This is a genomic window from Pseudomonas argentinensis (genome assembly GCF_001839655.2).
Taxonomy (GTDB): domain Bacteria; phylum Pseudomonadota; class Gammaproteobacteria; order Pseudomonadales; family Pseudomonadaceae; genus Aquipseudomonas; species Aquipseudomonas argentinensis_B.
Map to the genome: position 1 here is coordinate 1,737,748 of NZ_CP056087.1, position 24,761 is coordinate 1,762,508.

Consider the following 24,761-nt stretch of genomic DNA (forward strand, 5'->3'; position numbering starts at 1 on the left):
GCGAAGCGCATCATGGCGCCGTTTTATCGATGACGAGGTGCGTGCCGTGCGTGTCCTGCTGGTTGAAGATGATCGTGCCCTGGCGCGCGGGATCCGCGTGGCCCTGCGCGGCGAAGGCTATGCCCTGGACTGGCTGGAGGACGGCCTCGAAGCCGCCCACGCGCTGCGCAGCGAACGGTTCGACCTGGTGCTGCTCGATCTGGGCCTGCCGCGCCTGGATGGCATGACCCTGCTGCGCCAGCTGCGTGCCCGCAGCGAGAACGCCGTGCCGGTGCTGGTGCTCACCGCCCGCGACGCCATGGATGATCGAATCGGCGGCCTGGATGCAGGTGCCGACGATTACCTGGTCAAACCCTTCGATCCCGAAGAGCTGAAAGCGCGCATCCGCGCCTTGCTGCGCCGTAGCCAGGGTCGCGCCCAGCCGGTGCTGGAGTTCGCCGGCGTGACCCTGGATCCCTCCACCCAGGAGGTTCGCTACCAGGGGCGCAGCGTGCCGATGACGCCCATGGAGTACCAGCTGCTGCACCAGTTGCTGATTCGCCCCGGCGTGGTGGTGACCCGCGAGCGCCTCGCCAATGCGCTGTATGGCTGGCAGGAAAGCGGCCCGGGCAACACCCTGGAAGTGCTGATCCACAACCTGCGCCGCAAGCTGTGCAGCGAGCTGATTCGCACCGTGCGCGGGGTCGGTTACCTGGTGGAGCAAAAGCCATGATTTCCATCCGCACGCGCATCCTGGCGCCGACCATCGCCCTGGTGCTGGCCGGCAGCCTGGCCCTGGTGCTGCTCGCCCTGCGCGACAGCCACCGGCAGACCGAGGCGGTCTATGACGCTCAGCTGGTGCAGGCCGCGCGGGTGCTGCAGGGCATGCTGCAGCAGCCCGATGGTCGACCGGTCGATTGGCAGTTCGTCCGTCAGGCCCTGGATGGCGCCCTGGATCGCTCGGCCGAGGGCGTGTTCTCCCACCCCTACGAAATCAACCTGGCCTTTCAGGTGTGGGATCAGGACGGCAACCTGCTGGTGCGTTCCGAGCAGGCGCCGCTCCTGGAAAAGCTGCCATCGCCGGGTATTCACGACTTCTTCGTCAACGACCAGGAGTGGTGCGGCGTGCTGCTCGACGACAGCGCGGGTGGCCTGCGCATCTGGGTCGGCGAGCGTGAAGACCTGCGCCAGGACCTGATCCAGCAGATTCTCCAGCACACCCTGATGCCGACGTTGATCTGCCTGCCGCTGCTGGCTGCGTTCATCTGGCTGCTGCTCGGCTGGGGCCTGCGCCCGCTGCAGCGCCTGGCCCGGCAACTGCGCGAGCGCCCGGAGCACAGCCTGGATCCGCTGCCGGCCGGGCCGCTGCCGCCGGAACTGGAGCCCATGCGCCTGGCCCTGGATGATGTGTTGAGCCAGCTGCGCGCACTGCTCGAACGGGAGCGGCGCTTTATCGCCGATGCCGCCCACGAGCTGCGTACACCCCTGGCGATTCTGGAGATTCACCTGCGCAACGCGGCCCAGGCCGAGAGCGTGCAGGAACGCGAAGAGGCACTGGCGTTCCTCAAGCAGGGCGTGCACCGCGCCACCCGCATCGCCAGCCAGCTGCTGACCATGGCGCGCCTGGAAGCGCCCTCGCAGAACCTGCAGCCCCTGGATTTGACCGCGGTGGTGCGTGAGGAGCTGGCCGACCTGGCGCCGCTGGCGATCAACCGGCGCATCGACCTGGCCCTGGATGCCGAGGAAACGGCGCTGATCCAGGGCGACCGCGGCCTGATCGTCATCCTGTTGCAGAATCTGGTCAGCAATGCGCTGACCTTCTCGTCACCGGGCAGCGAGGTGAGCGTGCGCGTGTGCCGGGAGGGCGAGGGCGTGCAGCTGCAGGTCGTCGATCAGGGCCCTGGCGTTGAAGAAGCCCGTCTGCCGCGCCTTGGCGAGCGCTTCCACAGTGCCGGCAACCCCCAGGGCGCGGGCTTGGGATTGGCCATCGTCGGCATGATCGCCCGCCATCTGGGCGGCTCCATCGGCTTCAGCAATGCCAGCCCCCGTGGTTTCAGTGCGGTGGTCAGCTTTCCCGATACCGCGCGATAGGCGAAGTGACGGCCCACCAGCGTGCAGGCCGCGGGGCCCCGTTCAGAAACGCATGCCGAACAGGGTGAAGTGCTCGTTCGGGAAACGCACCCGCACCGGCAGCGAGTCGACGCGCCATTCGTTGGCCAGCGGCTCGGTGAAGCGCGCCGGCACCATCAACCCTCGGGTGGGGCTGCGAAATGGCTGGCGAAGATCACTGGGCAGCGGGTTGGCGCTTTCCGCCGGGTTGATCACTTCGGCCCTGGTCCAGCTGCCGTCGGGAAGGCGTACGTCGAGGGGGAGCCCGGGGTCGCGTGCTCGACGTCCTTGGGATCCAGGTACACCCACAGCTGCGCCGGGCCGCTGCGCTCCAGGCGCATCAGCAGGGTGCCCGGGCCGACGTTCTCACCGGCCGCGGTGACCACCTCGGCCACCCGGCCGCGCTCGCTGGCGGCGACCTTCATCTGGTTCAGCTGCCCGCTCAGCCACTGGCGCTCCAGCTGCTGCTGGCGCTCGTAGCGCTCGCCTTCGCTGCTGCCGACGCCGCTCAGGCTGCGCTCGAAGGCCAGCAGCTCGGCCAGGCGGCTGTCCAGGGCGTTCTGCGCCTCGACCAGCTCGCCGCGGGTGGCCGCGCCTTGCCGCAGCAGGCGTCGGGTGTCATTGACCCGCTGCGCCGCGCGGTCGACCAGGCTCTGCAGCACTGCACGGTTGCGCGCGCCCAGGTCGCCGACCGGTGCCGCAGCCGGTGTCGCGCCGCCTTGCAGCAGGTTCAGGCGCAGGCGCCACTCGGGGTTATCGAGCTCCACCAGCGGCGTGCCGGCATCCACGTGATCGCCGGCCTGCACCGGGATGCTTTTCACCTGGCCGGGCTGCATGGCGCGCACTTCCATGCTCGGCAGGCGCACCAGTGCCGGCGCCTCGACCCTGATCAGTTCGAGCCCGTAGCGCCCGGCCAGCCACAGGGCGGGCAGCAGGATCAGGAACAGGATCAGGTACCAGCGCAGGCGGAAGGCCAGGCGCTTGCCGGGGGCGTAGAGCACCTGCATGCCGTGATCCTGGGTCGGGTGTCGTTCTTTGGGGCTATTGAAACGTATCTTCATCGGCTTCTCGGGTAATCGGTCCAGGATTGCCAGTCGATACCGCCCACTCCAGCCGGGCGCAGAGCGTTCTGCCAGTTCACTACCTGTTGTTGCAATTGCGAGTGGGAGGCGTCGGCCCAGCTCAGGTCAGCGGGTTGATCGGCCTCCACGCTCTGGGCCAGGCGCAGCTTCAGGGCCGGCCATTGCTTGGCAATGGCCAGGGCCCGATTGGTGCTGCTTTGCGGGTTGCGGGTGTAGATCATCAGGCTGATCTCGCCGACCCCGATGCGCTGCAGCTCGCAGGGCACGCAGGGTTGGCGGTTGGCCTGCTCGTCGAACCAGCGCGGGTGGCTGGACAGGTTGAGCGGCCAGGGCGCGGCGGCCTTGGCCTCGCGCACGGTGGCGAGCCAGTCGCGCAGGCGCCCGTCGGGCACCGGCCAGCCCAGCTGCTCGACCTCCAGGTCCAGGTGCAGGGCCGCGAAGGGCAGGTCCCGGAGCTGGCCGATCAGCTCGATCAGCCCCTGGCGCCGGCGCGGCTTCATCCAGTCCGGATCGCCGAGCAGCAGGCTGACCTGCATGCCCCGGGCGTGGGCGGCCTGGATCAGCTCGCGCAGTGCCTGATGGGTGCGCCCGATGTCGGCGACCTGCAGGCTGGTCAGCCCGACGTGCAACTGGCTGATGCCGGCCTGTTGCAGGGCGTTCAGTTGGCCAGGGCGCTGGCCTGGGTCGAGCAGGGCAGCACTGTCCCAGATATACACGCCCTGGTTCCATTGCCTCTGCCTGGCCACCTGGGCCGGCATGAAGGTGTTGTCGCCCTGCCAGTGCAGTACGCGGTTGCCGAGCAGGCGCTCGAAACCCGGGCTGTCATCACCGAACAGGCGCAGCGCCGAGTCCTGCAGCCAGGCGCCGTGCCAGGCGGAGATCTGCGCGAAACCGGCGTTGTAGCGATCGACCTCGGCCTGCAGCAGCCGCAGGCTGGCTTCGCCGGCATCCAGGCTGCCGCGTTGGCGGCGTTCGGCGATGATGGTGTCCAGCGCGGCGCGGCGTTCGCTGCGCCAGCGGTATTCGTTGAGTTGGCGGCGTTGCTGCTCCAGCACCTTGCCCAGTTCGCGCAGCACATCGCCACGCTCGCGCTCCAGTGCCTGCACGGCCGCCTGGTAACGCGCCTCGCCTTCACGGCCGCGGGCCGAGCCGTAGTCGAGCAGGTCGAAGGGCGCGGAGAAGGTGACACCGGCACTGAGGCCGCTGCCATCATCGCGGACGCCGCTGCGCTGCTCCAGGGTCTGGGCGACGTTGACGTAGGACTCGATGGCGCTGTACCAGGGCTGCTTGCGGCCCAGCTCGGCGTTGGCCAGCTCGGCGTTGCGCCCGGCCACCCGCGGGTTGTTTTCCAGCTGCTGCTGCCAGGCCTGCAAGGGTTGCGGCTCGCTGGCCAGGGCCGAGGCGAGCGGCGTGTCGCCGGCGCCGATTTGTACGCCAAGGCTTTGCAGGCTGGCGCGGATGTCCTGGAGCAGGCCGTCCTGCATGGCGCAACGCTGGGTGACCGCGGTCCATTCGCTGCGCATCAGCTGGGCGTCGGAAGGCAGGATCCACTTGCCGGCCAGGCGTGCCTGCACCTGCTGCTCGGCCTCACCGGCGGCGTGCTCGACATCCCTGCACAGGCGCTGCTCCTCGCTGGCCCGCCACCAGTCGGCGTAGCTGCTGCGGATGGCCAGGCGCTGCTGGGCGCGGCGATAGCCCTGTTCGATTTCGCCGAGGCGGATGTCGCGCTCGCTGTCGCGCACGGCGTCCATGCGCCGGCGCAGGCTGCCGAGCAGCGGGTAGCGCACGCCGACCGCGAAGCTGCGCCCGTAATAGTCGTCGCGAACGTCGTCGGTCACCAGTTCGCGGTAGCGGCCGACGTTGGCATTGCCGAACATCTCCCAGCCGGATTCGCTCTGGCGCTGGTCGCGGGCGGCGTAGCGCGCTTGCAACTCGGCATTGGCCGCCGGGCTGCCGTCGCCGGCCTGTTGCAGGGCCTGCTCGAGCGTCAGGGGGGCGGCGCCCGCCAGCAGCGGCGCGCAGCACAGCAGCGGCAGCAGCAGACGTGTAGGTCGTGGTGCAGTCATCGAGTAGTAATGCCTCAGAATCGATTGGCCCGTTTGAGCACCCACCAGGGCGCCATGCTCGATTCCTCGTGCCCGCGCCGCAGGGTTTCATTGAGAATGGCGACCACGCTCCAGCAGCGCAGGGCGTACATCGCCAGGGGGTAGAAGGGCAGTACCCAGATCAGCCGCAGGTCCTGCCGGGGCCGCTCGCTGACCATCAGCATCAGGCCCAGGTACAGCAGCGTGCTCATCGCCAGGTACAGCGCGTAGATCAGCAGCGAATAGAACACCAAGGCGGTGAACGGCAGGATGACCACCGCCGCCAGGCTGTAGCCGAGGATGATGAACGGCAGCACCAGCTGGAAGAACAGGCCGCTGACCAGCAGCATCAGGAAGTTCGGCCAGCCCAGCAGGCGCGGGGTGAACACATGGCGGTGCTTGCGCACGTAGACGAAGAACAGGTCGCCGTCCCAGCGCAGGCGCTGGTCGAGAAAGCTGCCCAGGGTTGCCGGTGCGTCGGTATGGCCGATGGCCTGGGGCTCGAACGGAATGCGCAGGCCGTAACGCCGAAAGTACGCCTTGATGCGCAGGGTCAGATCCAGATCCTCGGCGGTGTGGGTGTCCCAGCCGCCGATCTGCTGCAGGAAGCTGCGGCGAAAGGCGCCGAATGCCCCGGACACGTTATTGACCAGGTTCCACTCGGCCAGGCCGATCTTGCACATGTGGATCGACAGCAGGTATTCCAGCGCCTGGATGCGCGCCACCCAGGATTGCCTGGCATTGCGCACCCGCAGGCTGCCGGCCACGGCGGGCACCTTGGGATCGCGGAAGTGGCTGACCATGCGCACCACCATGTCGTTGTCGAACGAGGTGTCGCCATCGACGTTGATGAGAATCTCGCCGCTGCTGTACGCCAGCCCGCTATTGAGCGACGACACCCGGCCGCCGCGCTGCCATTTGGCGATGGGCCGGATCACCCGGTTACGCGGCAGGCGCTGCTCGGCCTTGAAGCGCCTCACCACCTCGGTGGTCGCCGTGTTCGCGGCCGCGCCATCGACGATCGGGATGATCTCGATCATCCCGGGGTAGGTCTGCTCGGCCAGGCTGCGCAGGGTCAGCTCGACATCCCGGCCCTCGCTGTAGCAGGTGATGATGCACGACACCCGCGGATGCCAGGTGTTGTGCAGCGGCAGCGCACTGCGCTTGCGCACGAACCAGCGCAGGGTGCCGAGCAGCACCATCAGGTTGAGCGGCACCTCCAGCAGCAGGAAGTACGGGAACACCATGAGAAACAGCCGCCAATGACCATTGGCGCCGTAGACCTCGCCCAGCCAGGCGTGCAGGTGCTCGACCAGCGCGTTCATCAGAGTTCTCCGGCAAGGCGGGCCATCAGCAGTTCGGCATCTTCCTGGTCGATCAGGCCGCTGGGCGCCACGCAGCCGCTGGTGGTCAGGCGGATGTCCTGCAGGTCCTCGCCGACGAACAGCGCGCTGATTTCATTGATGCGTTCGGTGACCCGGCGCAGGCCGGCCGAGTCGGTGTACATCAACAGCAGCCAGAGCTGTTCCTCGCTGGAGCGGGTACAGCGGTCGGTGTCGCGGATGGCCACCTGGATGCGCTCGATCAGCGTGTCGAGCAGCGCGTGGCCGCGTTGCGGGCCCAGGCGTTCGAGTACCCGGCCGAGGTTGCGAAAGCGCATGCCGAGCAGCGCGAAGGTCGGCGCCTTGTGCCGTTCGATCAGTTCCAGCTGCCAGTCCAGCAGGGTCTTGAAGGTGCTGACACCGACCACCGACAGGCCGTTGAAGTAATTGGCGGTGTTGCGCTCCAGGCCCTGGCGCGAGGTCAGCAGGCCGCCTTCGGAAAGCTGGTAGTCGCGGATCTCGCGCACCTGCAGCTCGTCCGGGACGTGGTGCTCGCCGCAGTCCAGGCAGCGCGCCTGCACGTCGGCATCGACGAAGAAGGCATCGCAGCTGTTGCAGTTGTAGTTCTCCAGCGGCCGGTCGTAGTCGGTGCCGATATGGCGCAGACGGGTCAGGCAGTTGGGGCAGACCAGCGCGCCGTCCTTGAGGTACTCGGTCTGGGCGCCGATATGCCCGCAGGTGAAGCAGTGCAGCGATGGCTGGCGGGCGATGTCCAGGGAGTTGCACTCCACGCACACGTCGACATAGTTCAGGTGCCCGCTGCCGCAGCTGCGGCACAGGCGGATGCGATCGACCAGCGCGGTGCTGTCGAGCAGGTTGCGCTGGGCCAGGTTCTGTACCAGCGCCAGGCCGTTGACCTGGTCGTCGCCCAGCGCCTCGACCAGCTGGTAGACGTAGTGCCTGGCCGACGAGGGCGTGCGTACCGCCTTGAGGGTGCCAGGCGCACGCAGCCACAGGTAGGCGAGCAGCTGGGCTTCGAGGCCCTCGGGGCACGGCCGTTGTTGAACAGGTTGAGACGCTCGCGCCATTGCTGCCAGGCCTGCTGCAGCCTGCCCGGCTGGGTGGGCGCCGGGCCGTCGCCCAGGGCCATGGCCAGCGGCGTCTGGCTGGCGCAATAGATCAGGCTCAGGCGATAGGCCGGCTGGCGCCGCAGGGCCTGCAGCATCGCCAGGTTCTCGGCTTCGCTGGCGCTCAGCACCACGACATCGAAGGCCGGTTGCTGCAGCAGGGACGTGAGTTCGCTGAAACGACTGGCGGCAGGAAACCGCGCGTCGTGGCCTGTGGCTACTTCAGCGATGCGAAGGGTAAGTTCGGACATCGGCTCTTCCAGTCAGGGGGCGAAAGTCCGACTGGGGGCGGCTCTGAAAAGTTCTACAAAGAAATGCCGTGTGTACAACTTGGTGGGGCAAACCTGGGAACCGTGCCTCGTTTTATCGAAGCGGCCCCGAATCACCGACGGCGACCTTACAGCTGTAGCCCGCCGTTTTGTTTGTGCAACTTGCGCAGGTGCTCGCCAAGCAGTTTCAGGTTGGTCTCGTTGGCCTCCAGCTCGGCCAGGCGCTGGGGGTCGAGGAGGCGGCGCACTTCACCGTCGAGGTCCGCGCTGAGCAGGCTCAGTTGCTGCTGGCGGGTGCGGGTTTCGCTTTCCAGGCGTTGCCATTCCTCCTGTTGCGGCAGGCCGTAGCCGCCTTCGAGCAGCTCGGCCGGGCGGCTCAGGAAACCGGTATTGGCGAGGATCTGTTCCAGGGCGTCACCGGCCTTGTTGAGGCTCGGGTCCTTGGCGGCGCGGCCGGTCAGGTAGCGCTGCTTGAGTTCGTCCTGGGAAAGCAGCAGCTGACGGCGCATGGCCGCCTGTTCGAGCAGCAGCATGGCGGCACTGGCGCGCAGGTCCGCCTGCTCGAACCACTGGCGACGCAGTTCGGACGGCTGTTCGAGCCAGTCTTCGACGCGCCCCTGGGAAATTGGCAGGCGCTGCTGCAGCACCTTGAACATGGCCTGGTAGCGGTCGCGGAACGAGTCGAAGCGGTAGCCCAGGCGCAGCGCCTCGCGGGAATCGTCCAGCACGCTGGCATCGGCCAGGTCACGGGCTTCGAGCACCTCCAGCAGGCCGATGGGGGTGATGCTGTCGAGGGTCTGCAGGCGTGGATGGGCGGTGCCGCTGCGCAGCAGCTTGAGGGTTTCCACCGCACAGTTGTTGGAGATGAAGAAGTAGTCGCCGTCGTAGCTCCAGTGCTGCTCGACGGCGCGGGCGACCAGTTGTTCGAGGCGCGCGCGCGGCAGCTTCAGGGGCACCGAGGCCAGGCTGCGCAGCTCGACCTTGGTGTATTCCTCGATCACCTGGGCCAGGGGCAGCACGAACAGCCGCGACGGGTAGGCGCCGGTGAGGCCGTCCCAGCTCGACAGCTGCACGTCGTTGACGAAGGCCCGGTAGGACAGCACCAGGTGCTGGTCCAGGTCCAGCCGGCAATCCGGCCCGCGCGGGCGGCCCGGTGCGCAGATCACCAGGCGCAGCATGCTGTGGCCCCAGCGGCTGGCCATGTTCTGGTTGGCCTCGGCGAGCAGGTAATCCACTTGGTAGACGCGCTCGGGGTCGAGGTTGGCCAGCGCCTGCTTGTCGAAATCCCGCCCGGCGTTCAGGTAGGCATAGCCGCTGCCGCAGGGCGCCTGATTGGCCGGTGACCAGCCGAAATGGGCGCTGAAAAAGCGCGCCAGGGAGGGGCGGCGGCAGGCGTATTCGGGGTCGAGGAGAAAGTATTCCATGTTCACCGCGACGAATTCCCGCGGGTTGCTCAGCTCGTAGCTGTCCGGGCTGCGGGCGACCTGACCGTTGTGCGTGTCGCGCTCACCGCGTTTGCCGACGCGTTGCGGCCAGCCGGCCAGGTCGAGCAGGCGTGGCTCGTCGCTAAGGGTGAAGCGCCGCGCGGTCTGGCCGCGGCACTCGGCGCGCAGGCCGACCGGCCCCAGGTCGGTGTTCTGGCGCTGGCAGCGGCGCAGCAGGGTGCGCTGTTCGTCGCTCCAGTAGGCGCCGCGGTCGTAAAGGTGGGTCACTTCATGGAGCACGGTGGCCAACAGTTCCTGGCGCACCGTGCCGTGGGGACGACCGTTGGGTGTGCTCGCCGCGCTGCCGTCGGTGAGGCCCGGCAGCAGCCTGGCGTTGAGCTCGATGCCGCTGAGGCGCCCGGCGCGACCGTAGATGTTCTCCGGCAATGGAATCCAGCGCACCACCATATCGCGATCCACCGCGTCACGCAGGCGTGGCGGCAAGGCGTTGTAGGCTTCGTCGAGCAGGGTCTGGCTGGCCTGGCGTTGGTCGGCGGCGAGCCCCGAGTCGTCCAGGGCGAACTGCAACTGGGCGTGGCTGGCCGTGCTGACCAGCAGGGTCAGCACCAGAAGCCAGCCGCGGGCGGCCATCACAGGGCGAGAATGGCTTCTGCGAGTACCTGATCGGAGGCGTTCTGAGCCTCGGGAACCTGGCTGCGCAGCGCACCGAAGGCGGCTTCCAGCTGGGCACCGCGAATATCGCCCTGGCTGGCGACGAAGCTGGCGGCGTCGTCACGGGCTTCGATCACCACTTTCATGTCGCGGATCGAGGTGGTGGTGTCCGAGGTAAAGTCGATGGTGCGATCCAGCGCGCGGACGATGATGTTGCTGGTGGCCACCAGGGTCTGGGCCTGCACGGCGCCGGCGAACAGGGCCAGCGAGGCGGTGGCGGCTAACAACGGACGCTTCATGAACGGTCTCCGAATGGGATTTGATTGGCTGCTTGGACGAGGAACCTGTGCCGCAGTTCCGGTAACGACATGCGCTTAATTGGCGAGGATGGCCTGGGCCAGCTGCGCATCATCGGCCTGCAGGCTGGGCATGCGTTCGCGGATGTGGCGCAGGGCGGTTTCCAGGTGCGCGCCGCGCACGGCGCCTTGGCTGGCGACGAAGCTGGCAGCGTCATCCCTGGCAGCCAGCACCACCTTGTTGTCGACCACCGAGGAGGTCGCATTGGAGGTGGTGTCGATGGTGGCGGCGAGTGCATCGACCAGGGTGTCGGTGGTCACCACGAAGCTGCTGGCGCTGGCAGAGGCGGCGAGGCCGAACAGGCTGCAAAGGGCGAGGGTGCGGACGATGGGCATGGGCTTGGTCTCTACGGCTCACGGAAAGCCCCATTCTAACCGCTCCGCGGGCCGCTGTAGAAAACACCTGCACAGTTTGTGTAGCTTTGGTTACAAGGCACTCACGCTTCGATCAATCCCGCCCCATGACGACAAAACCCCGCAGGCGCTGCATGCCGGCGGGGTTTTGCGGGAGAAGCTCAGGTGTCGCGATTAACGCCAGAACGGTTTGCTCAGTTCGGCGTAACGCTGACTTTCGCTGATACCGGCATCGGCCAGCAGGCGAGGGTCCAGACGCGCCAGCTGGCGGCGGCTGACGATCCGGCGCTGCCACAGGAGCAGGGTGGCCAGGATATTCAGCGGCAGGCTGGTGGCAGGTTTGGACGAGTTGTCGACAAGCAGATCGGAACTGAGGGTACGTTCCATGGCGTGCATCCTTCCGCTTTTGGCGGGATTGGTTAGGTTCTGGAGCCCATTTTCGTCCTCGCGCGGTGTTTGCAGTAGCCACAGCTGCCGTAAATTAGCTGAGCACTAGATAGCTTGCTTTGTAACTGTGTCCATTATTTAGGTCGTAACTGTACCGGTGTTTGTGAATTTGCCGTGACTTGACGTGTTTTGCAGTTTTTTGCGCTGAAAATACTAAAATTTTCAGTGGGTTCATTGCGGTACAGTTACGATTGTTCGGCATAGTTGCTTGGCTATTTATTTTCATGAGCAGCAATTCTCGTTACCAATCAGCGCTGCTGTGCTTTTCTCTTGACGTCCAATTGCCCCTGAAAGGTGCGCGGCCGCTCTAGTGTGCGCCTTTGCGGGTCATTCGACAGCCTTGAGCATATCCTCGATGACCTTCTTGGCGTCGCCGAACACCATCATGGTCTTGTCCAGGTAGAACAGTTCGTTGTCCAGACCAGCGTAACCGCTGGCCATCGAGCGCTTGTTGACGATGATGGTCCTGGCCTTGAAGGCTTCTAGGATCGGCATGCCGGCGATCGGCGACTTGGGGTCGTTCTTCGCCGCCGGGTTGACCACGTCGTTGGCGCCAAGTACCAGCACCACATCGGCCTGGCCGAATTCGGCGTTGATGTCCTCCATCTCGAACACCTGGTCGTAGGGGACCTCAGCCTCGGCCAACAGCACGTTCATATGGCCGGGCATGCGGCCTGCCACCGGGTGGATCGCGTATTTCACGGTCACGCCCTTGTGGGCCAGCTTCTCGGTCAGCTCCTTCAGGGCGTGCTGGGCGCGGGCCACGGCCAGTCCGTAGCCGGGCACGATGATCACGCTGTCGGCATTGCCGAGCAGGAAGGCGGCGTCGTCGGCGGAACCGGATTTCACCGGGCGCTGCTCGCCGCTGCCTGCCGCCGGGCCGGCATCGGTCGCGCCGCCGAAGCCGCCGAGGATGACGTTGAAGAACGAGCGGTTCATCGCCTTGCACATGATGTAGGAGAGGATCGCGCCGCTGGAACCGACCAGGGAGCCGGCAATGATCAGCATCGAGTTGTTCAGCGAGAAACCGATGCCGGCCGCCGCCCAGCCCGAGTAGCTGTTGAGCATCGACACCACCACCGGCATATCGGCGCCGCCGATGGGGATGATGATCAGCACGCCGATCACGAAGGCCAGGGCCACCAGCACGGCGAAGGCGGTCAGGTCGCCGGTGAAGGTGAAGTACAGGCCCAGGCCGGCGATGGCCAGGCCGATCAGCAGGTTGATCAGGTGCTGGCCGGCGAACTGTACCGGCGCGCCCTGGAACAGGCGGAACTTGTACTTTCCAGACAGCTTGCCAAAGGCGATCACCGAGCCGGAGAAGGTGATGGCGCCGATGGCCGCGCCGAGGAACAGCTCCAGGCGGTTACCGGCGGGAATCGGGTCGGCGATGCTGGCGACGATGCCCAGTGATTGCGGCTCGACCACCGCGGCAATGGCGATGAATACCGCGGCCAGGCCGATCATGCTGTGCATGAAAGCGACCAGCTCGGGCATCTTGGTCATTTCGACGCGCTTGGCCATGATCGAGCCGGCGGTGCCGCCGACCAGCAGGCCGACGATCACGTAGCCGATGCCCTGCACCGCCAGCCCGCTGCCCAGCTTGTAGATAAGGCCCAAGGTGGTGAGCACGGCGACGGTCATGCCGATCATGCCGAAGGCGTTGCCGCGCCGCGAGGTGGTCGGGTGGGACAGACCCTTGAGCGCCTGGATGAAACACACCGAGGCGACCAGGTAGAGAAGGGTGATCAGGTTCATGCTCATCGCTTACTTCTCCACCGCCGCTTTGGCGGCCTTCTTCTTGAACATTTCCAGCATGCGCCGGGTGACCAGGAAGCCACCGAACACGTTGACCGCCGCCAGGGCCACGGCCAGGGTGCCCATGGCCTTGCCCAGCGGGGTGACGGTCAGCGCGGCAGCGAGCATGGCGCCGACGATGACGATAGCGGAGATGGCGTTGGTCACCGCCATCAGCGGCGTGTGCAGGGCGGGGGTGACGTTCCAGACCACGTGGTAGCCGACGTAGATGGCCAGCACGAAGATGATCAGGTTGTAGATGCCGTCGGAAATCAGATCCATCGCAGTGATCCTTTTTATGGTGATTGGCCCTCTCCCTAAGGAGAGGGCGGCCATCATGGGTTGACCCGTCTGATCTCGCCGCCTTCGCACATCAGGCAGGCGGCGACGATGTCGTCTTGCAGGTCGAGGTGGAAGGCGCCGTCCTTGATCACCAGCTTGAGAAAGTCGAGCAGGTTGCGCGCGTACAGGGCCGAGGCATCGGCAGCGACCAGGGCCGGCAGGTTGCCGTGGCCGACCAGGGTCACGCCGTGCTTGACCACCACCTTGTCCAGTTCGGTGAGCGGGCAATTGCCGCCCTGGATGGCGGCCAGGTCGACGACCACCGAGCCGGGCTTCATCTCGACGACCGTGGCTTCGTGCAGCAGCGTGGGCGCCTTGCGGCCCGGAATCAGCGCGGTGGTGATGACCATGTCGGCCTGCTTGGCACGTTCATGCACGGCCCTGGCCTGGCGTTCCATCCACGACGCCGGCATCGGCCGGGCATAACCGCCGACGCCTTCGGCGCACTCGCGCTCCTCGTCGGTCTCGAAGGGGACGTCGACGAATTTGGCGCCGAGGGATTCGATCTGCTCCTTGACGGCCGGGCGCACGTCGGAGGCCTCGATCACCGCCCCCAGGCGTTTGGCCGTGGCGATGGCCTGCAGGCCGGCAACGCCAGCGCCGAGGATCAGCACGCGGGCAGCTTTCACCGTGCCAGCGGCGGTCATCAGCATGGGCATGAAGCGTGGGTAGTGGTTGGCCGCCAGCATCACTGCCTTGTAGCCGGCGATATTGGCCTGGGAACTCAGCACGTCCAGGCTCTGGGCGCGGGAGGTGCGCGGTGCCGCTTCCAGGGCGAAGGCGGTGAGGCCGGCTGCGTTGAGGCGGGCGATGGTTTCGTTGCTGAACGGGTTGAGCATGCCGACCAGCACGGCGCCGCTCTTCATCAGCGTCAGCTCGGCATCGCTGGGGGCGACCACCTTGAGAATCAGCTCGGCGCCGAACGCCGCGCCGGGATCGCCGATGCTGGCGCCAGCGGCGGCATAGGCCGCGTCGGTAATGCTGGCGGCAATGCCGGCACCGCTCTGGACGGTGACCTGATGGCCCTGGCCGATCAGCTTCTTGATGGTTTCCGGCGTCGCGGCCACCCGCGTTTCGCCTGCCTGGGTTTCGAGTGGAACACCAATGTGCACGCTTGCATCTCCTGCGATCGTTGCAGATTCACCCAGAGGGCGGCAGAGGGACGGTGTCGACCAAAGTCGTACCGCGGCATTCTGCAAACAGAGCGAGCCGGTAAGCAATATTCATGGAGTAATTATTTGTCATGACTACAAGTTATCGGAGATATTGTTATTTTTCATGCTGAATTACCCCGATAAAATATGGGTTAATGCAGTTAATTTACGAGTTAAAGCAGCTATCGTGAATAAATGTCTGTGAAGATGAGTGAATCCAATAAGATTTGGTGCGGCGCGATGCCGCACCGTTCAAAATCATTTACAGGGGTGGAAAGCGGCGTTTTTGAGATTTATGTAGTCGTTTTTAATGGTCGCTACTGGTTGCCAGAGGTCAGCCTGATTCATCTGGTAATAAGCCGGGCATAGAACCTGTCACGTTTTTGGCCACATAAAGAGGCGGCTACAAGGCAAGAGCAGCTACTCAGCGATTCATTGTGGGAACGGGCGGGGACGCCTGGTCCATGCCCGTGATTTTTTCGCGGGCATGCCCCGCTTCCACAGACAATCACCAGCCATCCTGCGGGGACGACCAGCCGCTCCTGTCACTTCGCAGGCAAAGCACCGAAATCGAGCTGAAAGATCGTAAACAGATTCATACAACGAGGCGGCAAGTGAGGAGGGGTCAGAGGCGGAGCAAGGCAGCGTGTGAGGAAACGCTGCCAAGGCACCCAAAGCCGAGCGGTCGACTTTGGGCGGGATGAATAGCTGAGGGCAGGACGGTCAGCCCGTACGCCAGGTGATTTCCTGTACACCGTCGGCGCCGATGCGCAGCCATTGATCGGCCTGCTCGTCGCTCTCGTCCTCTTCCCAGCTGCCGGGTGCGCAACGGATTTCCACGCCCAGGGCCCCATAGGCCGCCTGGGCGCAGGCCAGGTCGTCGTCCCAGGGGGTGGCGTCGCTTTCCAGGTACAGGCTGTGCCATTTGCCGACGGCCTTGGGCAGCCAGGTCACCGGAATGTCGCCGGCGCGGCACTGGAAGGTCTGGCCCTTCTGCAGCCAGTCCGTACAGGGGCCGAGGGCCTGGGTCAGCCAAGCTGCCACGGCCTGGTGATCGGCGTCCTTCAGGTATATCTCGATATCCGGTTGGCGCATGTTCATCCTCATCGCGATCTGCTGCGCGTCGGCCCTACTGCGTTAAAAACAGACTCGGAAGTTGTTTGCGACTAACGCACTTCAGTGCGGCCCCGAAGGGGCGAACGAAGTGAGTCATGCTCATGTACAAAAGTACACTCCGCTTCCTCGTCTGTTTTTGCGGGGCCGCCTAGGTATTGTAGGGCTCTAGCTCGCAAGATCTGGCACAGGTTGTTAGGGGGCGTCACGCTCGATCCAATCGTAGCGGATGGCGACGGTGACTTCGAAGCTTTCGGCAATGACCGCGGCGCGGCGTTCGGCACTGGCGCGCCAGCCGTGGGGCGTCATCGCCAGCAGGTCGGCGCGTGCTTCCGGGGTGTCGAGCAGCAGCGGGAAACTCAGGGTTTCACTGTGCGCCAGGTGCATGCCCGGCGGGATCAGCTCGAGGTGTTTGCTGTCGTCGTAGTCGCGAACTTCGTCGTAGAGCTTCTCGCGCAGCTCCATCAGGTGTTCGCGGGTCGGGCCCATGCGCAGCAGGCCGCCGCCGTGCGCGAGCAGGCGCTTGGCTTCCTGCCAGTCCAGCGGGCTGAACACGCTGGCCAGCAACCCGCAGCTGGCATCGGCCAGGGGCACGCGGGCCATGCTGGCGACCAACCAGTTGAGCTGGGGCGCACGTTTGCAGGCGCGCTTGACCGCCTCGCGGGAGATATCCAGGGCATAGCCGTCGGCATCCGCCAGCGCCTCGGCGATCTGCGCGGTGTAGTAGCCCTCGCCGCAACCGATATCCAGCCAGCGCTGCGGCTTGTAGCTCGCCGCCAGTTCGGCCAGTCGGGCGGCCAGCGGCGCGTAGTGGCCGCCATCGAGAAAGCGGCGACGTGCTTCGACCATGGCAGCGTTGTCACCCGGGTCGCGGCTGTTCTTGTGCTGCACCGGCAGCAGATTCAGGTAGCCCTGGCGCGCGCGGTCGAAGCGGTGGTTGGCCGGGCAGGCCACGCCATTGTCGACGGCGGCCAGCGGCGCCTGGCAGATCGGGCAGGCGAGCATCAGGCGAGCAGCTTGACCAGGGTCTGGTAGTAGATCTCGGTAAGCACCTCGAGATCGCTGGCCAGCACCCGCTCGTTGACCTGGTGAATGGTCGCGTTGACCGGGCCGAGCTCGACCACCTGGGTACCCAGGGTGGCGATAAAGCGCCCGTCGGAGGTGCCGCCGCTGGTGCTCGGCGTGGTTTCGCGACCGGTCACCTGGCGGATGCTGGTGCTCACCGCATCGAGCAGCGCGCCCGGTTCGGTGAGGAACGGCAGGCCCGACAGCGCCCAGTCGATGTGATAGTCCAGACCGTGCTTGTCGAAGATGGCGTTGACCCGCTGCTGCAGGCCCTCGACGGTCGACTCGGTGGAGAAGCGGAAGTTGAACACCGCCGTCAGCTCGCCGGGAATCACGTTGGTGGCGCCGGTGCCGGCATTCAGGTTGGAGACCTGGAAACTGGTCGGCGGGAAGAAGGCGTTGCCGTCGTCCCAGTGTTCGGCCGCCAGTTCGGCCAGCGCCGGCGCCGCCAGGTGGATCGGGTTCTTCGCCAGGTGCGGGTAGGCCACGTGGCCCTGGATGCCGCGCACTGTCAGGGTCGCGCCCAGGGAGCCGCGGCGGCCGTTCTTCACCACGTCACCAACCAGGGTGGTGCTCGACGGTTCGCCGACGATGCACCAGTCCAGGCGCTCGTTGCGCGCGGCCAGGCGCTCGACCACCGCCTTGGTGCCGTGGTGGGCCGGGCCTTCCTCGTCGCTGGTGATCAGGAAGGCGATGCGCCCCTTGTGGTTCGGGTATTCGGCGACGAAGCGCTCGACGGCGATGATCATCGACGCCAGGCTGCCCTTCATGTCCGCCGCGCCGCGGCCACAGAGCATGCCCTGCTCGTCGATCAGGGCGTCGAACGGGCCATGCTGCCAGGCCTGCAGCGGGCCGGTGGGCACCACGTCGGTGTGGCCGGCGAAGCACAGTACCGGGCCTTCGTCACGGCCGTGGCTGGCCCAGAAGTTGTCCACGTCCTCGATGCGCATCGCCTCGACGGCGAAGCCCAGCGCCGCCAGGCGGCGCATCATCAGTTCCTGGCAGCCCTCGTCCAGCGGGGTGACCGAGGGGCGGCGGATCAGGTCGCAGGCGAGTTCGAGGGTCGGGGACAGGGCCGTCATGGGAGCTCCGGTAACACAATGCAGGGCGGGAAGGGCGCATAGCTTAAAGCAAAACGCCCGGGGCTCGTAGGCGTAAGGACGGTCGGGCTGCAGCAAAGGCAGCGCTTGGGCCGGCTCAGGGGGCTTAGGCCCATAAAAAAACGGCGGCCAATGGCCGCCGTTTTCAGGTAACGCTGCAACCGATCAGGCTTTCTCCGCCTCGTTCTCGCTGTCGCCTTGCACCACCGGAATCTCCAGTGGCTTGGGCTGCGAGGAGAGCATCGCCATGATCAGCGCGGCCAGGTAGGGCAGTGACTGCACCAGCAGCATGATCACCCAGAACTTCACGTCGTAGCTGGGCAGGCCCTGCACGATGGCGATGCCCAGGGCGGCGCCCCACAGCAGCAACATGATGAACACCTCCTCGCGGGCTTCCGCCAGGGCCACCATCAGGCCGTGGCTGGAGCGCATCTTCGGGGTGCGGAAGAACGGAATGGTCTTGGTGAACATGCCGTACAGCACCGCCTTGGCGATGGTGTGCGACAGCGCCAGGCCGGCTACCGCCGCGCAGAAGGCATCCTTGAGGTTGACGCCCACCGCCCGCTGGTAGAGGAAGATGATCTTGCCGACCTTGAACAGGAACAGCGCCAGGGGCGGAATCGCGAAGATCAGCAGCGGCGGGTCGACCCGTTGCGGCACGATGATCATCGCCGCCGACCACAGCAGCGCACCGGCGGTGAAGAAGATGTTCAGGCCGTCGGCGACCCACGGCAGCCAGCCGGCGATGAAGTGATAACGCTGGCCACGTTTGAGCTCGCTGTCCTTGCCGGCCAGCAGCTGACGGGCGTGGCCCTTCATGATCTGGATGGCACCGTAGGCCCAGCGGAAGCGCTGCTTCTTGTAGTCGATGAAGGTGTCCGGCATCAGGCCCTTGCCGAAGCTGTCGTGGGCGTAGGCGGCCGAATAGCCTTTCTCGAACACCCGCAGGCCCAGCTCGGCATCCTCGCAGATGGTCCAGTCGGCCCACTTCAGCTCGTCCATCACGGTGCGGCGGATCATGGTCATGGTGCCGTGCTGGATGATCGCGTTGCGGTCGTTGCGGGTCACCATGCCGATATGGAAGAAGCCCTTGTATTCGGCGTAGCAGAGCTTCTTGAAGGTGCTTTCCTCACCGTCGCGATAGTCCTGGGGCGACTGCACCACGGCGATCGCCGGGTCGGCGAAATGCGGCACCATGTGCTTGAGCCAGTTGCGGTCGACGCAGTAGTCGGAGTCGATCACCGCCACCACTTCGACGTCCGGCGCGGTGTGCGGCAGGATGTAGTTCAGCGCACCGCCCTTGAAGCCGTGCAGCGGCGCGACGTGGAAGAAGCGGAAGCGCGGGCCGAGCTGTTCGCAGTAGTCGCGCACCGGCTCCCACACCGCCGGGTCCTTGGTGTTGTTGTCGATGATCAGGACTTCGAAGTCCGGGTAATCGAGGTTGGCCAGGGCGTCGAGGGTCTGTTTGACCATCTCCGGCGGCTCGTTGTAGCAGGGCACGTGGATCGACACCTTGGGTCGGTAATGGCTGTCGCCGACCACCGGGGTGAAGGGCCGGCGGCGCTGCGTCCACACCGTCTCGGCCAGCTCGTGGGCCTCGGTGAGCAGGACGATGAACACGCCGATGGCGCCAATGCCGAGCAGCACGCCGACCAGGGTACTGAACCAGGTGCTGTACTGCTGGCTGTAGTCGTAGCCGATCCACACCAGCGCCGAGCCGCCGGCGAACGCCACGAAGGTCAGGAAGGTGCGGCCGCGCTGGCGCAGGGCACTGCCGTCGATCAGCATCAGGGCCAGGGACAGCAGCGCCATGACCACCGAGGCGACGGCCAGCATGCGCCATTTCGGAATCGCCACCACCGGGCCTTCGAAGTTGAATTTCGGCTGGCGGTCGAGGTTGTAGACCCCCCAGTAGGCACCCACCGAGCCTTCCTCGCCCGCCTTCCAGGGCTGGTCGAAGGCTTCGATGACGAAGTAGTTGTAGCCCTGGGCGTTGAGCGTGGTGACCAGGGTGCGCAGGTAGATGGCCTGGTCGGCCTGGCTCGCCTCGGCGCCGCCGCGTACCCGGCCGTTGCTCGGCCAGCCCACCTCGGACAGCAGCAGGGGCTTTTTCGGGAACAGTTTCTTCAGGTCGCGGGCGCGGTCCAGGGTGAACTGGGTGGAGTCCTTCATGGGAATGAATTCCCAGTAGGGCAGCACGTGGGCGGCGATCAGGTCGGCGTGGTCGGCCAGCTCCGGGTATTCGTCCCAGATGTGCCACTGCTCGGACGTGGTGACCGGCACCTTGACCGCCGAACGCACACGGTCCATGTAGGCGGTCAGCTGCTTGACGGTGACCTCGCGGCGGAACAGCGCCTCGTTGCCCACCACCACGCGCACCACACTGCGCGAGTTGTTGGCGATTTCGATCGCCTTGGTGATCTCCCGTTCGTTGCGCTCCTCGTCGGGGCTGATCCACACGCCCAGGGTCACGCGCAGGCCGAACTCCTCGGCGAGGGCGGGAATCTTGTCGAGGTCGCCGTCCACCGAATAGGTGCGGATGCTGTCGGTCTGCTTGGACAGCAGCTCGAGATCCTCGCGCATCTCCTGATCGCTCGGGTAGACGCCGGTTTGCGGGCTCTGCCCCTGCCGGAACGGCGAGAAGGAATAGCCGGAAATCTGTTCCGGCCAGTCCGGGGCGGTGACCGGACGGTTGTAGAGCGCCCAGATACCGGTGAACAGGGCGGCAATAGCCAGGAAAACAATTAGATTGAGACCGAACTTGCGCGAAAGCATGCTGTGTAAGGTTCCGAAGGGTGGAACGGGGAGAAGACCGGCGAACGCCGGCTGGCGCGCATGCTACTCCGTCGATGAATGACTGTATAGCACAGCTCCGGGGAGCTGCCCCGTGATGTTCGGGTGCCGCGCACCGGCGCTCTGTACGCGCCGGCCCGATGGTGCTTGGGAAGCGCTGCCGGCCTTCTTATAATGCGCGCCCGGAAAGAGGAGCCCCCATGTCGTTCGATGAACAGCGTTTCGCCGGCATTGCCCGCTTGTATGGCCGCCAAGGCGCAGAACGGCTGGCCGCCGCCCACGTGGCCGTGGTCGGTATCGGCGGTGTCGGTTCCTGGGCGGCCGAGGCGCTGGTGCGCTCCGGGGTGGGCGAGATTTCCCTGTTCGACCTGGACGACGTCTGCGTCAGCAACACCAATCGCCAGGCCCACGCCCTGCAGGGCCAGGTCGGGCGCGCCAAGGTCGAGGTGATGGGCGAGCGGCTGCGCGCCATCAACCCGGCCTGTGTGGTGCATGAGGTGGCGGATTTCGTGACCCGCGAGACCATGGCCGAGTACATCAGCGTAGAACTCGATGGGGTGGTCGACTGCATCGACAGCGTGGCAGCCAAGGCCGCGCTGATCGCCTGGTGCAAGCGCCGCAAGATCGCCCTGGTGACCACCGGCGGTGCCGGCGGGCAGATCGACCCGGCCCAGGTGCAGGTCGCCGACCTCAACAAGACCTTCAACGACCCCCTGGCTGCCAAGGTGCGCTCGACCCTGCGCCGCGACTACGGCTTTTCCCGTACGCCGGGGCGCACCTACAGCGTGCCCTGCGTATTCTCCACCGAGCAGCTGCGTTATCCAGGGGCGGATGGCGGCGTTTGCCAGAGCAAGGCCTTCGTCGGCGAGGGCGTGAAGCTCGACTGCGCCGGCGGCTTCGGTGCGGTGATGATGGTCACGGCGACCTTCGGCATGGTCGCTGCGGCGCGTATCGTCGACAAGCTGGTGGCCGGCGCCCGCCGCCCTAGCGAACGGGTGGCCTCGAAGATTTAAGCCGCTTCGATCAGCCGGCGCATCTGCTGCACCACGGCGTTCATGCCGCTGGCGCGCGAGGGCGACAGCTGACGGGACAGGCCGAGCTGGCCGAACCAGTCGCCGATATCCAGCACGGCCAGCTGGCCGGCATTCAGACCGTTGACCCGGGCCAGCAGCACGGCCAGCAGGCCACGTATCAGGCGGGCGTCGCTGCTGGCGCGGAAATGCCAGTGGCCATCGCGTCGTTCACCCTGCAGCCACACCTGGCTCTCGCAGCCGTGTACGCGATCCGCTTCACGGCGCTCGGCCAGCGGCTCCAGGCGTTCGCCCCAGTGCATCAGCAGGCGCGCGCGCTGTTCCCAGCCGGGGCAGGCGGCGAAGGCGTCTAGGGCTTCCTGCGCGGCGGTGGGCAGGGTCATCGCAGCAGCTCCAGGGCCTTGTCCAGGGCGGCGAAGAAACGCTGCAGGTCGGCCTCGTCGTTGTACAGACCAAGGGACACGCGGATCGCACCGCTCACGCCCAGGCGCTGCAGCAGCGGCATGGCGCAGTGGTGACCGGCGCGCACGGCAATGCCCTGCTCGGTGAGCAGGTGGGCCAGGTCGCCGCTGTGGATGCCGTCGATGCTGAAGCAGGCCAGCGCCGTTTGTGGCTCGCCAAGCAGACGCAAACCTTCATGGCGTTGCAGGCCTTCCAATAACATCTGGTGCAGCGCCGCTTCGTGGCGGCTAACCGCCTCGGCGTCGAGATGCTCGAGGTAGTCCAGGGTGGCGCCCAGGGCGATCACTCCGGAGACTGCCGGCGTGCCGGCCTCCAGGCCAAGCGGCGCCGGGCGGAAGGCCGCGGCGTGATACTGGGCCTGCTGGACCATCTCGCCGCCGAACTGCCAGTGGCGCAGGCGCTGCAGGGCGTCGCGGCGCCCGTAGAGCAGGCCGACGCCATCGGGGCCGTACAGCTTGTGGCTGGAGCAGACGTAGAAATCGCAGCCCAGCGCCTGCACGTCCTGGCGGCCATGCACCACGGCCTGGGCGCCGTCCAGTACGGTCAGGGCACCCTGCTCCTGCGCCTGGCGGATCAGCGGCTGCACGTCCTGCCAGCGCCCCAGCACGTTGGACAGCTGGCTGAGGGCGAGCAGCCGGGTGCGTGGGCCGATCAGCGTGGCGGCCGCTTGCGGGTCGATGTCGCCAACTGGCGTGAGGGGCAGCACCACCAGCTTCAGGCCTTTGCGCGCCGCCAGCTGCTGCCAGGGCAACAGGTTGGCGTGGTGCTCGGCAGCGCTGATGACGAGCTCGTCGCCGGTCTCGAACAGGTGTTCCAGGCCGTAGGCGAGCAGGTTGAGGGATTCGGTGGCGCCACGGGTGAAGACGATCTCGTCACGGCTGGGCGCATTCAGCCAGCGTGCGGCCCTGTCGCGGGTCGCCTCGAAGGCCCGTGTAGCCCGCTCGCCCGGCAGGTGCTGGGCGCGGTGTACATTGGCGGCGCCGCCGGCGTAGTAGGCCAGCAGGGCGTCGAGCACCGCCTGCGGTTTCTGCGCCGTGGCGGCGCTGTCGAGGTAGGTCTGGCCGTCGGCATCGAGGGCCCGCAGGCCGGGGAAATCGGCGCGCCAGGGGGAGTTGAGAGCCATGAGCTTCAAGCTGCAAGCTGCAAGTTCGAGCCGCAACACTTGCGGCTTGTAGCTTGCAGCTTGGCGCTGCCTCTTAGTTGTGAGCGTGCAGAGCTTCGTTCAGCTCGATGGCCGACCTGTTGGTCTTGCACTCGACGGCGCCGCTCTGTGAGTTGCGACGGAACAAGAGGTCGGGCTGGCCAGCCAGCTCGCGACCCTTGACCACCTTGACCAGGTTGTTCTGGTCGTCGAGCAGGGCGATCTTGGTGCCGGCGGTGACGTACAGGCCGGCTTCGACGATGTTGCGGTCGCCCAGCGGGATGCCGATGCCGGCGTTGGCGCCGATCAGGCAGCCTTCGCCCACGGAGATGACGATGTTGCCGCCACCGGACAGGGTGCCCATGGTCGAGCAGCCGCCGCCCAGGTCCGAACCCTTGCCGACGAATACGCCGGCGGACACGCGGCCTTCGATCATGCCCGGGCCGGCGGTACCGGCGTTGAAGTTGACGAAGCCTTCGTGCATCACGGTGGTGCCTTCGCCGATATAGGCGCCCAGGCGTACCCGGGCGCTGTCCGCGATACGCACGCCGGTCGGCACCACGTAGTCGGTCATTTTCGGGAACTTGTCCACCGAGAAGACTTCCAGCAGGTCGCCTTTCAGGCGCGCTTCCAGCTGGCGCTCGGGCAGCTCGGCCAGGTCAACCGCGCCCTGGCTGGTCCAGGCGACGTTGGGCAGCAGCGGGAAGATGCCGGTCAGGTTCAGGCCGTGGGGCTTGACCAGGCGATGGGACAGCAGGTGCAGCTTGAGGTAGGCCTCGGGGGTGCTGGTCAGGGCGGCGTCTTCGGCCAGCAGGGTGGCGACCAGGGGCTTGGCGCTCTCGGCCAGGCGGGTCAGCAGGGCGGCTTGAACCGGGTCGATGTGCTTCAGGGCGCTGGCCAGTTCACCGGCCTGCTGGTTGGTGAGGGCGATGGCCTGGTTGCCGCCGTTGTAGCCAAGCTTCTCGGTGACCTTGGCGACCAGCTCGGCGCCCGGTTTGAGCAGCGGTTGGGCGTAAAACACTTCCAGCCAGGCGCTTTGACGGTTTTGCGTGCCGACCCCGAAGGCCAGGCTGAACAGAGTATTGGACATGGGCTTTTCCTTGCAGCGAATTCGATTGGGGTGGCGATATCAGGCCAGTTCGGCGGCGTAACGCTCGGGTTTGAAACCGACCAGCGTGCGGGTGCCGAGGTCCAGCACCGGGCGCTTGATCATCGACGGCTGGGCCAGCATCAGGTCGATGGCCTTGGCCTGGTCGAGATCGCTTTTCTGCGCGTCGTCGAGCTTGCGGAAGGTGGTGCCGGCACGATTGAGCAGGGTATCCCAGCCGTGTTCGTCGCACCATTTCTGCAGGTTGCCGCGGTCGATGCCGGCGGTCTTGTAGTCGTGAAACTGGTAAGTGGCACCGCGCTCGTCGAGCCAGGTGCGGGCCTTCTTCATGGTGTCGCAGGCCTTGATGCCATAAAGCACGTAACTCATAGGTCTACCTCTGAGGACTCCACTCGTCGAATCCCCGTTGCTACTTGTGAATACGAGGTCG

The 24,761-nt window shown here is 66.2% G+C and carries 23 protein-coding genes; 3 read left to right on the top strand and 20 right to left on the bottom strand.

Annotation, left to right across the window (positions count from 1 at the left end; all coding sequences use genetic code 11):
- Positions 1–46 precede the first annotated feature (46 nt).
- A complete protein-coding gene (locus SA190iCDA_RS07605) occupies positions 47–712 on the top strand; it encodes a response regulator (protein WP_070884663.1) in 666 nt (221 codons plus the stop codon).
- Positions 709–2,070: an ATP-binding protein gene (locus tag SA190iCDA_RS07610; protein WP_070884165.1), complete on the top strand. Its 1,362-nt coding sequence runs from the start codon at positions 709–711 to the stop codon at positions 2,068–2,070. The genes SA190iCDA_RS07605 and SA190iCDA_RS07610 overlap by 4 nt, the downstream gene beginning before the upstream one ends.
- A 42-nt stretch (positions 2,071–2,112) precedes the next feature.
- Here the strand turns inward: SA190iCDA_RS07610 and SA190iCDA_RS07615 are convergent, their stop codons facing one another.
- The 16 genes from SA190iCDA_RS07615 to SA190iCDA_RS07690 form a co-directional block, all read right to left on the bottom strand.
- Entirely contained in the window at positions 2,113–2,304 is a 192-nt protein-coding gene (locus SA190iCDA_RS07615) for a hypothetical protein (protein ID WP_236101102.1), read from the bottom strand.
- On the bottom strand, positions 2,301–3,149 hold the full coding sequence (locus SA190iCDA_RS07620) for an HlyD family secretion protein (protein WP_236101104.1): 849 nt from the start codon (positions 3,147–3,149) through the stop codon (positions 2,301–2,303). The genes SA190iCDA_RS07615 and SA190iCDA_RS07620 overlap by 4 nt, the downstream gene beginning before the upstream one ends.
- Positions 3,146–5,236 (bottom strand): TolC family protein, encoded by a 2,091-nt coding sequence (locus SA190iCDA_RS07625; protein WP_070884163.1) that lies wholly within the window; start codon positions 5,234–5,236, stop codon positions 3,146–3,148. The genes SA190iCDA_RS07620 and SA190iCDA_RS07625 overlap by 4 nt, the downstream gene beginning before the upstream one ends.
- Before the next feature lie 14 nt (positions 5,237–5,250).
- Positions 5,251–6,579 (bottom strand): glycosyltransferase family 2 protein, encoded by a 1,329-nt coding sequence (locus SA190iCDA_RS07630; RefSeq protein WP_070884162.1) that lies wholly within the window; start codon positions 6,577–6,579, stop codon positions 5,251–5,253.
- Positions 6,579–7,664 carry a diguanylate cyclase domain-containing protein gene (locus SA190iCDA_RS07635; RefSeq protein ID WP_236101114.1) on the bottom strand — a complete coding sequence of 362 codons (1,086 nt, stop codon included), beginning with the start codon at positions 7,662–7,664 and terminating at the stop codon, positions 6,579–6,581. The genes SA190iCDA_RS07630 and SA190iCDA_RS07635 overlap by 1 nt, the downstream gene beginning before the upstream one ends.
- Positions 7,665–8,100: 436 nt before the next feature.
- Positions 8,101–10,050, bottom strand: a complete 1,950-nt coding sequence (locus SA190iCDA_RS07640; RefSeq protein ID WP_419203830.1) for a DUF4105 domain-containing protein — start codon at positions 10,048–10,050, stop codon at positions 8,101–8,103.
- Positions 10,047–10,367 carry a DUF2388 domain-containing protein gene (locus SA190iCDA_RS07645; RefSeq protein ID WP_070884159.1) on the bottom strand — a complete coding sequence of 107 codons (321 nt, stop codon included), beginning with the start codon at positions 10,365–10,367 and terminating at the stop codon, positions 10,047–10,049. Before SA190iCDA_RS07645 ends, SA190iCDA_RS07640 begins: the two co-directional genes overlap by 4 nt.
- A gap of 75 nt (positions 10,368–10,442) precedes the next feature.
- Entirely contained in the window at positions 10,443–10,760 is a 318-nt protein-coding gene (locus SA190iCDA_RS07650) for a DUF2388 domain-containing protein (protein WP_070884158.1), read from the bottom strand.
- Positions 10,761–10,952: 192 nt separating this feature from the next.
- Positions 10,953–11,165 carry a DUF1127 domain-containing protein gene (locus tag SA190iCDA_RS07655; RefSeq protein ID WP_070884157.1) on the bottom strand — a complete coding sequence of 71 codons (213 nt, stop codon included), beginning with the start codon at positions 11,163–11,165 and terminating at the stop codon, positions 10,953–10,955.
- 387 nt (positions 11,166–11,552) lie between these two features.
- Positions 11,553–12,989 carry an NAD(P)(+) transhydrogenase (Re/Si-specific) subunit beta gene (locus SA190iCDA_RS07660; protein ID WP_070884156.1) on the bottom strand — a complete coding sequence of 479 codons (1,437 nt, stop codon included), beginning with the start codon at positions 12,987–12,989 and terminating at the stop codon, positions 11,553–11,555.
- A 3-nt stretch (positions 12,990–12,992) separates the two neighbouring features.
- On the bottom strand, positions 12,993–13,304 hold the full coding sequence (locus SA190iCDA_RS07665; protein ID WP_070884155.1) for an NAD(P) transhydrogenase subunit alpha: 312 nt from the start codon (positions 13,302–13,304) through the stop codon (positions 12,993–12,995).
- Positions 13,305–13,357: 53 nt separating this feature from the next.
- The gene (locus SA190iCDA_RS07670) at positions 13,358–14,476 is read right to left on the bottom strand and encodes a Re/Si-specific NAD(P)(+) transhydrogenase subunit alpha (protein ID WP_070884154.1); all 1,119 of its coding nucleotides are present in this window, start codon (positions 14,474–14,476) and stop codon (positions 13,358–13,360) included.
- A 765-nt stretch (positions 14,477–15,241) separates the two neighbouring features.
- Positions 15,242–15,613, bottom strand: a complete 372-nt coding sequence (locus SA190iCDA_RS07675; protein ID WP_070884153.1) for a hypothetical protein — start codon at positions 15,611–15,613, stop codon at positions 15,242–15,244.
- 213 nt (positions 15,614–15,826) lie between these two features.
- On the bottom strand, positions 15,827–16,636 hold the full coding sequence (locus SA190iCDA_RS07680; protein WP_070884152.1) for a putative RNA methyltransferase: 810 nt from the start codon (positions 16,634–16,636) through the stop codon (positions 15,827–15,829).
- Positions 16,636–17,778 carry a succinyl-diaminopimelate desuccinylase gene (dapE, locus tag SA190iCDA_RS07685; RefSeq protein ID WP_070884151.1) on the bottom strand — a complete coding sequence of 381 codons (1,143 nt, stop codon included), beginning with the start codon at positions 17,776–17,778 and terminating at the stop codon, positions 16,636–16,638. The genes SA190iCDA_RS07680 and dapE overlap by 1 nt, the downstream gene beginning before the upstream one ends.
- 183 nt (positions 17,779–17,961) lie before the next feature.
- Positions 17,962–20,571, bottom strand: a complete 2,610-nt coding sequence (locus tag SA190iCDA_RS07690; RefSeq protein WP_070884150.1) for a glycosyltransferase — start codon at positions 20,569–20,571, stop codon at positions 17,962–17,964.
- Positions 20,572–20,789: 218 nt separating this feature from the next.
- Between SA190iCDA_RS07690 and tcdA the strand changes: the two genes are divergently transcribed.
- Positions 20,790–21,602: a tRNA cyclic N6-threonylcarbamoyladenosine(37) synthase TcdA gene (gene tcdA, locus SA190iCDA_RS07695; protein WP_070884149.1), complete on the top strand. Its 813-nt coding sequence runs from the start codon at positions 20,790–20,792 to the stop codon at positions 21,600–21,602.
- Here the strand turns inward: tcdA and SA190iCDA_RS07700 are convergent.
- From SA190iCDA_RS07700 to SA190iCDA_RS07715, 4 genes are all read right to left on the bottom strand, one after another.
- Complete coding sequence (locus SA190iCDA_RS07700; RefSeq protein ID WP_070884148.1) at positions 21,599–22,003, bottom strand: SufE family protein; 405 nt, start codon at positions 22,001–22,003, stop codon at positions 21,599–21,601. The genes tcdA and SA190iCDA_RS07700 overlap by 4 nt on opposite strands.
- On the bottom strand, positions 22,000–23,205 hold the full coding sequence (locus tag SA190iCDA_RS07705; RefSeq protein ID WP_070884147.1) for an aminotransferase class V-fold PLP-dependent enzyme: 1,206 nt from the start codon (positions 23,203–23,205) through the stop codon (positions 22,000–22,002). The genes SA190iCDA_RS07700 and SA190iCDA_RS07705 overlap by 4 nt, the downstream gene beginning before the upstream one ends.
- Before the next feature lie 73 nt (positions 23,206–23,278).
- The gene (dapD, locus tag SA190iCDA_RS07710; RefSeq protein WP_070884146.1) at positions 23,279–24,313 is read right to left on the bottom strand and encodes a 2,3,4,5-tetrahydropyridine-2,6-dicarboxylate N-succinyltransferase; all 1,035 of its coding nucleotides are present in this window, start codon (positions 24,311–24,313) and stop codon (positions 23,279–23,281) included.
- A 39-nt stretch (positions 24,314–24,352) separates the two neighbouring features.
- Positions 24,353–24,700 (bottom strand): ArsC family reductase, encoded by a 348-nt coding sequence (locus tag SA190iCDA_RS07715; protein WP_070884145.1) that lies wholly within the window; start codon positions 24,698–24,700, stop codon positions 24,353–24,355.
- Positions 24,701–24,761: the final 61 nt, after the last annotated feature.

Excerpts from the sequence above, each read along its gene's own strand:
- SA190iCDA_RS07700 (WP_070884148.1), bottom strand. The coding sequence starts at position 22,003 with ATGACCCTGCCCACCGCCGCGCAGGAAGCCCTAGACGCCTTCGCCGCC.
- SA190iCDA_RS07690 (WP_070884150.1), bottom strand. The coding sequence starts at position 20,571 with ATGCTTTCGCGCAAGTTCGGTCTCAATCTAATTGTTTTCCTGGCTATT.
- SA190iCDA_RS07705 (WP_070884147.1), bottom strand. The coding sequence starts at position 23,205 with ATGGCTCTCAACTCCCCCTGGCGCGCCGATTTCCCCGGCCTGCGGGCC.
- SA190iCDA_RS07635 (WP_236101114.1), bottom strand. The coding sequence starts at position 7,664 with ATGGCGCGAGCGTCTCAACCTGTTCAACAACGGCCGTGCCCCGAGGGC.
- SA190iCDA_RS07630 (WP_070884162.1), bottom strand. The coding sequence starts at position 6,579 with ATGAACGCGCTGGTCGAGCACCTGCACGCCTGGCTGGGCGAGGTCTAC.
- tcdA (WP_070884149.1), top strand. The coding sequence starts at position 20,790 with ATGTCGTTCGATGAACAGCGTTTCGCCGGCATTGCCCGCTTGTATGGC.
- dapD (WP_070884146.1), bottom strand. The coding sequence starts at position 24,313 with ATGTCCAATACTCTGTTCAGCCTGGCCTTCGGGGTCGGCACGCAAAAC.
- SA190iCDA_RS07650 (WP_070884158.1), bottom strand. The coding sequence starts at position 10,760 with ATGCCCATCGTCCGCACCCTCGCCCTTTGCAGCCTGTTCGGCCTCGCC.
- SA190iCDA_RS07680 (WP_070884152.1), bottom strand. The coding sequence starts at position 16,636 with ATGCTCGCCTGCCCGATCTGCCAGGCGCCGCTGGCCGCCGTCGACAAT.
- SA190iCDA_RS07655 (WP_070884157.1), bottom strand. The coding sequence starts at position 11,165 with ATGGAACGTACCCTCAGTTCCGATCTGCTTGTCGACAACTCGTCCAAA.
- dapE (WP_070884151.1), bottom strand. The coding sequence starts at position 17,778 with ATGACGGCCCTGTCCCCGACCCTCGAACTCGCCTGCGACCTGATCCGC.
- SA190iCDA_RS07620 (WP_236101104.1), bottom strand. The coding sequence starts at position 3,149 with ATGAAGATACGTTTCAATAGCCCCAAAGAACGACACCCGACCCAGGAT.
- SA190iCDA_RS07625 (WP_070884163.1), bottom strand. The coding sequence starts at position 5,236 with ATGACTGCACCACGACCTACACGTCTGCTGCTGCCGCTGCTGTGCTGC.
- SA190iCDA_RS07675 (WP_070884153.1), bottom strand. The coding sequence starts at position 15,613 with ATGCGCCAACCGGATATCGAGATATACCTGAAGGACGCCGATCACCAG.
- SA190iCDA_RS07660 (WP_070884156.1), bottom strand. The coding sequence starts at position 12,989 with ATGAGCATGAACCTGATCACCCTTCTCTACCTGGTCGCCTCGGTGTGT.
- SA190iCDA_RS07665 (WP_070884155.1), bottom strand. The coding sequence starts at position 13,304 with ATGGATCTGATTTCCGACGGCATCTACAACCTGATCATCTTCGTGCTG.
- SA190iCDA_RS07715 (WP_070884145.1), bottom strand. The coding sequence starts at position 24,700 with ATGAGTTACGTGCTTTATGGCATCAAGGCCTGCGACACCATGAAGAAG.
- SA190iCDA_RS07610 (WP_070884165.1), top strand. The coding sequence starts at position 709 with ATGATTTCCATCCGCACGCGCATCCTGGCGCCGACCATCGCCCTGGTG.
- SA190iCDA_RS07645 (WP_070884159.1), bottom strand. The coding sequence starts at position 10,367 with ATGAAGCGTCCGTTGTTAGCCGCCACCGCCTCGCTGGCCCTGTTCGCC.